The organism is Staphylococcus sp. HMSC063A07, assembly GCF_001836955.1.
In the GTDB taxonomy this organism is placed as follows: domain Bacteria; phylum Bacillota; class Bacilli; order Staphylococcales; family Staphylococcaceae; genus Staphylococcus; species Staphylococcus lugdunensis.
In genome coordinates, this window is sequence record NZ_KV830932.1 from 120,828 (window position 1) to 131,806 (window position 10,979).

Here is a 10,979-nt window from a genome sequence, read left to right on the forward strand (position 1 = left end):
ATGTCATTATAAAATAAGACGCTAAGCCTTACTTTATTTTACATACACTTGTTCTGCATTGTTAACGAAGATACGCGCTCCGACTTAAATCTCTTTAAGTAACCAAAAAGATGAAAGTAACTAATCGAAATTGGAATAAGTTTCAGTCACGCTTATTCTCCCTGCACAATTCGTTCTACTAGTTAAGGTCTTTTTATTGGTTTATCATTCAATTTTATGAGTACTTGTCATCACTATACTTTATTATATACATCTAAGTATAGCCGATTTTAAACAAACGGGTCAACCTTTCAAGTGGTAAAGTAAAATACTTCCAGCAATTGCAACATTTAAACTTTCTGCTTTGCCATAAATTGGAATAATTAAATTTTTCGTCGTATGTTCTAACAACGCGTTATTTACTCCATCCCCTTCATTACCAAGTAGCAGTGCAAATGTTTCTTGGGGTTCAAGATTTTTATATGACACAGCATTTTCTAGTGCAGTACCAAATACAGGACCTTCGAACTGCTTTATAAACCCTTGTAAGTCTGCAGTCACCACAGGTATATGGAAGACACTACCTTGACTAGCTCTAAGCACTTTATCCTGATACGCATCTGCTGTTCCCTTTTCCATAACAATAAGGTCTATACCGGCAGCATCTGCTGAACGAATTAATGTTCCTAAATTGCCAGGATCTTGAATGCGGTCAATGAGTAATACTTGTTTTGCATGTGTTACATCATAGTTTGGCTTTTCAATTACTGCAAAGAATCCTTGAGGTGTAATTGTACCTGATAATGCTTCTGCCACTTTCATATTAATTTGAAATGTTTCTTCTGAATAATCTATCAATGCTTGTTCTGTTCGCTCTGGTTCAATAATAAATAATTGTTTAATCGTCAGATTACTTTGATAAGCTTCTTCAATTAAATGAATACCTTCAATGAGTGCTTGTCCCGTTTTATCACGTTCACGTTTCTTTTTAAGTTTATTTGCATTTTTAATCTTACTATTTTGTGCAGATGTAATTTGTTCCATTAAAACTCTCCAATTTTATGTAATTATGGTTGTTATATGCTTCGTCCTATATATTAGCACAACGTTGATGAACATTCAGTTACATTAATATAAAGATTGTCATTTCAATCGTATCAAATTATTTTTAAACTACGTAGTGTGATTCTGCAGTCCATTCTTGTAATGTATTTATAAAAACACATAAAGAAACCCAATGATTTGTTGTCATCATTGGGTTTCTTTATTATTCATATTATTTTAGCACTATGCTAAAATTATTTGCTAACAACTTCTTCACCATTGTATGAACCACAATTTTTACATACACGGTGAGATAATTTGTATTCGCCACAACTTGGGCATTCAGTCATACCAGGCACTGAAATTTTGAAGTGTGTACGACGTTTGTTTTTTCTCGTTTTAGACGTTCTTCTTTTTGGTACTGCCATGATTTATCCTCCTTAATATTAAAGCCAGTTAATTCTAAATGTCAGATTAGTTCCTAATTATACTATAACAAGACGTAATCTGCTATTACTCTTTATCATATAATTGTTGTAATTTCTGAAGCCTAGGATCAACTTGCATTGTTTCCGAAGATTTATCTTCATCACCCTTTGCAAGTTCAATCAATTGATCTTCGTCAATAACTTCCCAGCCGTTACCTTCTGTTAACATCTGATTGCTGTTATCAGAATATGCACGCATGGGTTTCTCAATTATGACTAGCTCTTCCGCAATATCTTTAATGTTTATCATACCATCAGTGGCTAGATGATAATGTTCATCAAGCTCACTTTCATCGGCATAATCATTATATCCCTCTAAATCAAATACTTCCGAAGTTGTCACATCTAGTGGCACTTCAACTGGTTCCAATGTACGTGCACATGGCATCGTATATGTCCCAGTTACATGCATATCTGCAATCACTTCATTCGACTTAACATTAAGTTGACCTTCTACATGAATCTCAGACAAATCAATAAGACCTAGCGATTCCTTTAAGTGATCAAATTTCGCTGTTTCATTAAATTCAAAGGGCTGACCTTGATATTTTCTTAATTGTGTTATTGACCATTTCATATGGCTTCACCTCTAACAAGCACAAAATTTATTTTAACTTTCTCTACAAGAGTTGTCAAGATTTTTTCTTAACATCAAAGTATCTGTTACAATACTTATGATGAATACTGAAAGGACGAATTGCAAATGAAAAGTGTTGGACTTATAACGGAATATAACCCATTTCATAATGGTCACTTGTATCATGCCCGACAATCAAAAAAACTGTCCAATGCCGATGTCACCATTGCATTGATGAGCGGACAATTTGTAATGCGTGGCGAACCAGCAATATTCAATAAGTTTATTCGTGCCGAGATGGCCTTAGAAGGCGTCGATTTAGTTGTTGAACTTCCTATAATTGGCAGTCTATCTTCATCAGATTACTTTGCCAAATACGGTATATTGCTTGCCGATTATCTAGGCATAGATACGATTTCATTTGGTAGTGAAAGTGCCAATATTGAGGCGTTGACTAAAATAGCTCAAGATATTCAACAATTTGAAACAAATCCAAAGTATAGGGCTCAAATCAATAGCGGTAAAAGTTACCCACGTGTTTTAAGTGACCATTTTAATCAACATCACATTTTACAAACTCCAAATAATATTTTAGGACTTAGTTATTTAAAAGCTATTCATAATTTTGCACCAAACATTAATGCTATGACGATTGAACGCTTAGGTACATATCATCATCAATCATCAATTGATCACCAAACATTGGCAAGTGGTAGTGCAATTCGTCACGCTTTAAATTCAAATGACGCACTTTGGAAACAAGTTGTACCAAATCACATGTGGCATCTTTATGAGCAGCCACAAATGACAAAAGAAGCATTGTTTCCTTATATTCAATATGCTTTAATTACACAATCATCGGAAGACTTAGCACAAATATACACAATCAATGAAGGCTTAGAACATCGTTTACAATCATTGATAACTAAAGCACACAATTTAGATAGTTTCATAACCCTCGTTAAAACGAAACGCTATACATACACGCACATTCAACGTGCCTTAATGAACATCGTACTCAATATACGCCAACAAGATGTTCCTACTAATATAAAAGCAGCTCGTATTTTAGGCATGACTAACAAGGGTCAACAATATTTGAAGTATCTAAAAGCACAATTTCCAGAGCGAAATTATATCACAAATATAACAAAGAAAACTGCGCCCTTTTTCACGCAAGAAATTAAAGCTACGCAACTTTATAATTTATGTACCCATAGTACTCAAAATGATTTTAACACGCCTGTTATTCGAAAATAATAACGCTATACCGATGACACCCCTTTTGAAAGCTCGTTAAATAGTACTTTCAGAAGGGGTTGTTTACATATTATTTAAATTTTTCTTTCAATGCAGTTGCTACGTTAGGTGGTACAAAATCACTTATATTTGCTTTATATTGTGCTACTTCCTTAACAACACTTGAACTAATGAAGGAATAATTTGTACTTGTCATCATGTACATCGTTTCAACATCACTATTAAGCTTTTTGTTCATAGATGTTAATCGCAATTCATATTCAAAATCACTAACCGCACGTAAGCCTCTAATAATTGTTTTAGCACCTATTTGATCACAAAAATCAACAAGTAATCCATCAAAATGATGGACCTGAACATTAGATAAATGTTTTACAGACTCCTCAATAAGTTCAATGCGTTCATTTACCGTAAATGTGCCAGCTTTATTACTATTTTTCAACACACAAACATGTAATTCATCAAATCGTCCCGCACTACGTTCAATAATATCTAAATGTCCGTACGTGATTGGATCAAAACTTCCTGGAATAACTGCCTTTGTCTTACCCATTTTTATCTCCTTTTTCTAACAGCAACGTGTCTGTTAAACCATAATGATAGCGTTTAAGCTCTTTGAATGATTGTATAGCAATATCTTCTTGATGACTAAACTCACAGATGATGATACCACTTTCTTTTAACAAATTAAATGTTTCAATTTGAATTAAAGCTTTATCTATAAGTCCTTTATTGTATGGCGGATCTAAAAAGATATAATCAAATTGAATATCCCTTTTATTTAAAGCTTTTAATGCTCTATCTGCATTATTTTTGTATACTTCAGCTTGTTCTGTTAAGTCTAATTGTTGTAAATTCGCTTGAATTACTTTGATTGCTTTAAAATTCTGATCAACAAAGATTACTTTATCCATTCCACGTGACAAACCTTCAATACCAAGCGCACCACTTCCAGCAAATAAATCTAGTCCAAGTCCACTTACATTGTGAAGACTATTAAAAATGCCTTCTTTAACTTTATCCATTGTTGGTCTCGTGTTTCGACCTTCTAAACTTTCAAGTGCTTTACTTTTATGTTTACCAGCTATCACGCGCATGTTAATACACTTCCATTTCATCTTGTGTTTTACTATAATTTGATTAAAAAAGGAGAATTACTTAACTAATGAAACAATCATTTATCGTTCTTGGAGAAGGGTTGACTGACCTGTTTGAATTTTTAACACTGATAGATTATGACCATGCTCGTGTAGATAAAATAATGTACTTCCACACGCCAGAATCTGAAAAGCAACGATCATCTATAGCACTCGTTATGCAACCTACTGAAGGCCATCATTTTCAAGCTATGTATATCATGCTTAATGCGATGTCTTATCCTTATCCAGAAAGTAACAAAAAGTTTCAGATGATTAATGAGAAAGCTGAACAATATAATATTCAAACGATTGGTGTTGATGTTCAGCCTATCGAAGCCTTTCACGATTTAGACCTATACTTTAAATATCTAATCAGCATTTTGCGTTTACAAAATTGGATACCACCACTCCAATGATATTTAAACTATTGAATTAAAGCGTTTCGTGCTTTTCTTTTTCATATGTTTTCTTTAAGTATTTATATGGCGAAGCATCAATGTGCCGAACGTATTTCATTTGCATCAGCTTATGCACAATTACATCTGCATCAACTTCATTAATATAAATAATGACATATCTTTCTTGCTTATTTGTATGAACAATATGTCCGTATTTTCGCAGCTGTCGCTCATGTTTAATGTGTTTTAAATAAACAGTCAAACTCGTTCTAGGTATTAAGTTCATTGTTTGTCATCACTCCATTTATTTATGCATTCATTATCATATCATGTCTTAATATTTTAGAAAATAACTTCGTCCTAATACGAAATAAAGTACCTTTACTGTTACCTAATATATAAATTTGATACGCTTATATTAATACCTTTGAGGAGGCACTATATATGTCAATAAAAAATAAACGTTTAATAAACTGGGGATTAGCTGGAATAGGTATTATGAGTGGCCTATTATTCTATAAACGACAACAATCCCAACAACAGCCAAAGACGATTCCACCATTCTTCCAAGGACGTTCACCTTATATTTTTGCACATCGAGGTGGCATGGCCGTAAGACCAGAGCAAACTCAACTTGCATTTGACCATGCTGTATCTTTTGATGTAGATGGTTTCGAAACAGACGTACGCCTTACTAAAGATGAAAAACTCATTGTTTTTCATGATGCTACAGTTGATCGCACCACAAATGGTTCAGGTAAAGTAAGCGAACATACTGTAGCTGAATTAAAAAAATTGGATGCGGGTTATCATTTTACAGATATAAATGGAACCACACCTTATCGTGGTCATGAGAAAACAGCTATTCTAACATTTGATGAATTACTAAAATTATATCCAAACATGCGAATTAACGTTGATTTAAAAGATCATCCAGGGAGCTATGAAGGATCTATTGCACCACAAAAGATGTTTGACGATATTTTAAATAATCAAGCGCAAGACCGTGTATTAGTTACAAGCTTCTATAGTGAACAAATTGACAGGTTCAATAAAATAGCGCAAAATTCAGTTGCAATTGGCGCTAGTCAAAAGGAAGTCGCAGAAGGATTTTTGAAGTTCTTTAGTGGCACTGCACGTAGCTTTCACCCACAAGCAAATACTTTCCAAATGCCAACACATTTCAAAGGCATACCATTAACTTCTCGTCGCTTTATCCAGTGGTTAAATACCCTTAATATTGTACCGGGATATTACGGTATTAATAGCATTGATATGATGCATGATTTATATTTAAAAGGTGCACACACACTGGTAACAGATCGGCCTGATCTTGGAAAACAATTTAAGGATTCATTAACGATAAAATAAAATATCGTGAAAAACCTTCAAATGTTTGACTGCTATAGTCTCACTTGAAGGTTTTTACTATATATGCTAATTATATTCTAATTCTACTTATAACGAGCACTTGCATGAACCTCCTGATGCACAACCACGCTCATCCGTTTGGAAAAAGGGATTTCCTGCCTCAATTTTCACATTTGCAGATACTGCATGTGCGATTTTGCTTATAAGTTCATCTATTAAATTTTGTAACTTAACTTCCTTAACTTTATAGTCCATCACAACCGGAAGCATTTCATAAGCACGTTTGCGACGCCGTGTTTCTAACATTATAGTTTGATAGTCAGGATGGTATCGGCCAAAACGCATGACTTCATCATACATATGTTTATATTTTAAGAAAGCTTCATACATTAGATGTGCTTCATCATCACGATCTAGCTTTAATTGAGCCTCTTTAAACTGATAATATATTTCTGAATCAGTCACCATATCTGATAACTTTTCGATTTCATCTAAAATATAACCCATTTCTTCTGTGTACATCTTTGGCCTACCTCCTTTATTTATCTTCCACAAAAATAAGTGAGTAGTAATTTTTCATAACTTCTCCACCCATTTCATTGTATTTTTTATTCAATAATCTTGAGCGATGTATATCCGAATTCATCCAACTATGGATGAGTGTTGGGACATCATCAAAATCATAACCAACATTTTGACTTGTCGTTTTAAATTCAATATTTTGATTCTCTAATTGATTTCGTAACGTATCTTCAGTAAATGCTACACTATCAGAATCTGTTGCATCATATAAGTTAATTGCGGCGATATGGGCAATATCATTATTAACACGCATCGGTTTAATTCCTTTTAGTTTACGTATTTCATTAGTTATTTCATAAAGTGTCATAAGCTGATTTGGATTTTGCTCAAAAGGAATATCTGCAGAATGCTTGATGCGAGACTTCGATGATTGTTCATCATCTTCTAAACGATAAGGTTTAAAAAGTACAAGTGCCTCTTTATCTAAATAACGTATTCCCATAATATCATTCGTTTGTTGATCAACATAAACTTGAGCATAATTTTCACCATATTTTATCAATGTTTGAGTTTTCAAATCTTCATCTGATAATTCAAAATGATATGTCCTATTATTAACTTTAAATGTTGGATCAGGGTTAATACTCGTATTCTCAAAAATTCTAGCTGCACTATCATTAATTTTTAAAGGGGCAACATTGGCATTTTCACCCGTAGCATAAACCGATTTAATACGCTTATCTCTAACTAATACAACATAATAAGCATCTTGTTGTTTAAAAACATAGTTTTTATAATGATCACTATATCGATATGACCGATCTGCCTGTCCAAACTTTTTAGTTAAATAAGAGATGTCTTTTCCTATCCAAGTGCCAATCCCTTCTTTAGGCTTAGGATTTCCATCATCTTTTTGATTGTTTTGATGTGCACTTTGATCTGAACGACTCGTATTAGTAGATTTATTTGGATTTTCTAATACATCAAATTGTAAACGAGGTGAATAAAATAAATATATTAAAAATGTTACTAACAGCACGACACCTAATATTTTCAATAATAATTTGATTATCTTTCACCTCTTACTTAATAATATATTATAAAAATTGATACTTTAAACTACAAAACATTTTATATAAGGACTTCGGCTTTTATTGTACTTTAATTTAATCGTAATATTCAATTAAGTAGATAAAAAACTGGTAAAACAACAAGTTTCACCAGTTAATAGAGCCCCTATAGCCCAGTTGTATTGAGATTATAATCCTAACGTTGCCTTAATTACCGACGTCGTCTCCCCGCCTGGATATAATACATAAAGTAGTATATACACCGTAACACCTGTAATAGCTGTCAAAAACCAAATAACAGATGCTGTAGGACCAATTTTTCTATGAATATTAAATTTATCCTTAAAAGCAGTAATAATCTGTACTAAACCACCAATACCACCTAATGTAGCTAGGTTTATGTGGAAAAATAAAAAACCTTTATAAAATGGTCGCAATGAATCGGGACCACCAAAGTCCGTATTACCTATAAACACAGTACGTGTTGCATAAATAATAAAGAACGTTAATGCGAATACAGCAGCCCATAACATTGTTTTCTTATGAGCATTTACATGCCTATGCCAAATTTGCCACCAACCGATGGCAATTAAAATGGCACTAATTACAATACAACTCGTACTAATCGTAGGTAGAATAGGTACATTCATAAATTTCATCCTTGCCTTCAGTATTTTATATCATTTTAATTAATGAAACTACAACAACCATTACGAAAAATACTACTAAATAATTGAGCGAGTATATAAACATTTTTGTAGCCCATTTTGTTTGGTCTGTATCCTTTTTAAATGTTGTCAAACCAATGAAAAGCCATCCTAAATTTAATAAAGTAGCTAACACAATAAATGTAGTACCTAAATTAGTGAAGAAGAATGGTAAAGGCAATAAACAAACAAGCCAAAAGAACATGCTAACACGCGTTCTTTTGATACCTTTAACGGATGGTAACATTGGAATGTTGGCTAATGCATATTCATCCTTTCTTTTAATTGCTAAAGCGTAAAAATGAATTGGTTGCCAACAAAATACCACTAAAAATAGTCCGAAAGCAGCAAGACTTAATTGTCCGTCAATAGCTGCCCATCCAATTAATGGAGGTACTGCACCAGGAAAACTACCTACTACAGTATTCCACGTTGTATGACGTTTAGACCAAATAGAATAAAATGATACATAACCAACTATACCTACAAGACCTAGCACACCAGTTGGAATATTTAATAAAAATAAACAAGCTTCCCCCACTAACATCATTCCGAAGCTTAATAGCATTAAGTTTCTATCTGAAATTCTATCATTAACGGTCGGTCGGTTTTGTTTACTTGGCATAATACAATCTATATCTTGATCGTAGTAGTTGTTTATTGCACAAGCGCCCCCCATAATCAAAGTCGACCCTATTATCATTAATATAATTTGTGGAATCGATGATAGGAAGGAATGGCTAGTCATAACGACTGCAAGCCAAGCACCCGCAAATGCAGGAATCAAATTACCTTGAACAAGACCCATTTTAATTATTTGTTGTAATTCTTTGAAAGAAACGCGACTTGAAGTGTGTGATAAAGTCTGTTCTTTATTCATATGCCCCCTCCTTAAAATTTCCATATAGTACTATGATATATTAAATATAGTAAATTGACCAGTTGAATAAAAAATTATTTGTGACACTTTATCGACATTCAAAAACTCTCTTTTTGAAAACACTATGAATGATGTATAATTGAAATAATGGCTAGAATAGAAATATGGACATTAAATTATAGTCATCCGAGGTATAATTTAGGCTAACTATTATTTAATGATGGGGTGTATAAAATTGTTTAAACAAAAAAACCTTAAATGGTTATCCGTACTAGCTGCCATAATTATGGGGTTTGTACAATTAGGTGGGGCTTTAGTAACAAAAACTGGTTCTGAAGATGGTTGTGGTGCTTCATGGCCACTATGTCACGGTGCTTTATTACCAGAAAATTTACCAATCGCAACGATTATTGAATTAAGTCACCGAGCAATGTCAGGTTTATCTTTAATCATTGTTTTATGGCTTGTTATTACAGCATGGAAAAATATTGGTTATATCAAAGAAGTGAAGCCACTATGTATTATCAGTGTCGCTTTTTTACTTGTACAAGCATTAGTGGGCGCAGCAGCCGTTATTTGGCAACAAAATTCTTATGTTTTAGCATTACACTTTGGTATTTCTTTAATTAGTTTCTCATCTGTTTTTGTCTTAATGTTGATTGTTTTTGAAGTAGACCAAAAATACGAAGCTGATGAATTATATATCAAAAAACCACTAAGAACATTAACTTGGATTATGACGATTATCGTTTATCTTACAATTTATACTGGTGCTTTAGTACGTCATACCAAAGCAAGTCTAGCTTATGGAGCGTGGCCAGTTCCATTCGATCATATTATGCCACATGGTGAACAAGAATGGGTACAATTTGTTCATAGAGGTATGGCATTGATTGCTTTTACATGGATTTTAATTACCTTTATTCATGCCGTTAAGAATTATTCAGAAAATAGAACGGTTCGTTATGGTTACACTGCAGCATTTATACTTATTATTTTACAAGTTGTGACTGGTGCACTTTCAATCATTACACACGTTAATTTAATTATAGCTTTATTCCACGCATTGTTTATTACAATACTGTTTGGTATGATTGCATACTTTATTATGTTAATGCTTCGAACAATTCGCAGCTCACATTTATAATTTTAAATAAGGGTCTGGGACATTAAGTTCTTAAACAATGTAAAAAAGACAATTTCTATTAAAATTATTTGATAGAAATTGTCTTTTCTCTTATGTATTAGATAATATACAGCTCGTTATCATTTTAGGGTGATAAGATGAGTCCCAGATGATGAATTCATCGAATTCATCATCTGGGATTGTTTCAACAATTTCATTTACATATCGAGAAATATTATTTGTAGGAATAAGAATTGAAGTTTCCATTGGTAGTGTATAGTGTAAGTTGATTCATGTTATAAGCTTTATACATAAGGCACCTCGTTCATTTAATTTAGTGAAGTTTATTAATTATACGAAAGTGCCTTATTTTTTAAGCATGTAAAGATAAAATTACATGTTAATACGTAGTATTTAT

General features: G+C 32.9%; 14 protein-coding genes and 1 pseudogene. 4 read left to right on the forward strand and 11 right to left on the reverse strand.

The window, feature by feature from the left end; translation table 11 throughout:
• Window positions 1-282: 282 nt before the first annotated feature.
• The 3 genes from HMPREF2597_RS10520 to HMPREF2597_RS10530 all read right to left on the reverse strand — a co-directional run bounded on the left by HMPREF2597_RS10520 (window position 283) and on the right by HMPREF2597_RS10530 (window position 2,088).
• On the reverse strand, window positions 283-1,023 hold the full coding sequence (locus HMPREF2597_RS10520; protein ID WP_002478346.1) for a TrmH family RNA methyltransferase: 741 nt from the start codon (window positions 1,021-1,023) through the stop codon (window positions 283-285).
• A gap of 254 nt (window positions 1,024-1,277) precedes the next feature.
• On the reverse strand, window positions 1,278-1,451 hold the full coding sequence (gene rpmF, locus HMPREF2597_RS10525) for a 50S ribosomal protein L32 (RefSeq protein ID WP_002435373.1): 174 nt from the start codon (window positions 1,449-1,451) through the stop codon (window positions 1,278-1,280).
• A gap of 85 nt (window positions 1,452-1,536) precedes the next feature.
• Complete coding sequence (locus HMPREF2597_RS10530; protein WP_002459389.1) at window positions 1,537-2,088, reverse strand: YceD family protein; 552 nt, start codon at window positions 2,086-2,088, stop codon at window positions 1,537-1,539.
• Between the two features lie 126 nt (window positions 2,089-2,214).
• On the opposite strand from HMPREF2597_RS10530, the gene HMPREF2597_RS10535 reads away from it, so the two are divergent.
• Window positions 2,215-3,348: a nucleotidyltransferase gene (locus HMPREF2597_RS10535; protein ID WP_002478347.1), complete on the forward strand. Its 1,134-nt coding sequence runs from the start codon at window positions 2,215-2,217 to the stop codon at window positions 3,346-3,348.
• Window positions 3,349-3,418: 70 nt separating this feature from the next.
• Here the strand turns inward: HMPREF2597_RS10535 and coaD are convergent, their stop codons facing one another.
• Together coaD and rsmD are read right to left on the reverse strand one after the other, a co-directional pair.
• Complete coding sequence (gene coaD, locus HMPREF2597_RS10540; protein ID WP_002459391.1) at window positions 3,419-3,901, reverse strand: pantetheine-phosphate adenylyltransferase; 483 nt, start codon at window positions 3,899-3,901, stop codon at window positions 3,419-3,421.
• A complete protein-coding gene (rsmD, locus tag HMPREF2597_RS10545) occupies window positions 3,894-4,445 on the reverse strand; it encodes a 16S rRNA (guanine(966)-N(2))-methyltransferase RsmD (RefSeq protein WP_002478348.1) in 552 nt (183 codons plus the stop codon). Before rsmD ends, coaD begins: the two co-directional genes overlap by 8 nt.
• Before the next feature lie 68 nt (window positions 4,446-4,513).
• Between rsmD and HMPREF2597_RS10550 the strand changes: the two genes are divergently transcribed.
• Window positions 4,514-4,903 (forward strand): DUF7147 family protein, encoded by a 390-nt coding sequence (locus HMPREF2597_RS10550; RefSeq protein ID WP_002478349.1) that lies wholly within the window; start codon window positions 4,514-4,516, stop codon window positions 4,901-4,903.
• Window positions 4,904-4,919: 16 nt separating this feature from the next.
• Here HMPREF2597_RS10550 and HMPREF2597_RS10555 read toward each other — a convergent pair whose 3' ends face one another.
• Window positions 4,920-5,171, reverse strand: a complete 252-nt coding sequence (locus HMPREF2597_RS10555) for a YlbG family protein (protein ID WP_002459394.1) — start codon at window positions 5,169-5,171, stop codon at window positions 4,920-4,922.
• Between the two features lie 158 nt (window positions 5,172-5,329).
• On the opposite strand from HMPREF2597_RS10555, the gene HMPREF2597_RS10560 reads away from it, so the two are divergent.
• Window positions 5,330-6,256, forward strand: coding sequence for a glycerophosphodiester phosphodiesterase family protein (locus tag HMPREF2597_RS10560; RefSeq protein WP_002478350.1), 927 nt, complete (start codon window positions 5,330-5,332; stop codon window positions 6,254-6,256).
• An 87-nt stretch (window positions 6,257-6,343) separates the two neighbouring features.
• On the opposite strand, the gene HMPREF2597_RS10565 is transcribed toward HMPREF2597_RS10560, so the two are convergent.
• From HMPREF2597_RS10565 to cyoE, 4 genes are all read right to left on the reverse strand, one after another.
• The gene (locus HMPREF2597_RS10565; protein WP_002478351.1) at window positions 6,344-6,778 is read right to left on the reverse strand and encodes a YlbF/YmcA family competence regulator; all 435 of its coding nucleotides are present in this window, start codon (window positions 6,776-6,778) and stop codon (window positions 6,344-6,346) included.
• A 16-nt stretch (window positions 6,779-6,794) separates the two neighbouring features.
• Complete coding sequence (locus tag HMPREF2597_RS10570) at window positions 6,795-7,850, reverse strand: CAP-associated domain-containing protein (protein WP_037553653.1); 1,056 nt, start codon at window positions 7,848-7,850, stop codon at window positions 6,795-6,797.
• Between the two features lie 186 nt (window positions 7,851-8,036).
• Window positions 8,037-8,498 carry a DUF420 domain-containing protein gene (locus HMPREF2597_RS10575; protein WP_002478353.1) on the reverse strand — a complete coding sequence of 154 codons (462 nt, stop codon included), beginning with the start codon at window positions 8,496-8,498 and terminating at the stop codon, window positions 8,037-8,039.
• 25 nt (window positions 8,499-8,523) lie between these two features.
• The gene (gene cyoE, locus HMPREF2597_RS10580; protein WP_012990880.1) at window positions 8,524-9,435 is read right to left on the reverse strand and encodes a heme o synthase; all 912 of its coding nucleotides are present in this window, start codon (window positions 9,433-9,435) and stop codon (window positions 8,524-8,526) included.
• Window positions 9,436-9,670: 235 nt separating this feature from the next.
• On the opposite strand from cyoE, the gene HMPREF2597_RS10585 reads away from it, so the two are divergent.
• On the forward strand, window positions 9,671-10,582 hold the full coding sequence (locus HMPREF2597_RS10585; protein ID WP_002493108.1) for a COX15/CtaA family protein: 912 nt from the start codon (window positions 9,671-9,673) through the stop codon (window positions 10,580-10,582).
• Window positions 10,583-10,684: 102 nt separating this feature from the next.
• Here HMPREF2597_RS10585 and HMPREF2597_RS12640 read toward each other — a convergent pair.
• Window positions 10,685-10,874, reverse strand: a pseudogene (locus tag HMPREF2597_RS12640) (IS5/IS1182 family transposase); the annotation flags it as partial.
• Between the last annotated feature and the right edge of the window lie 105 nt (window positions 10,875-10,979).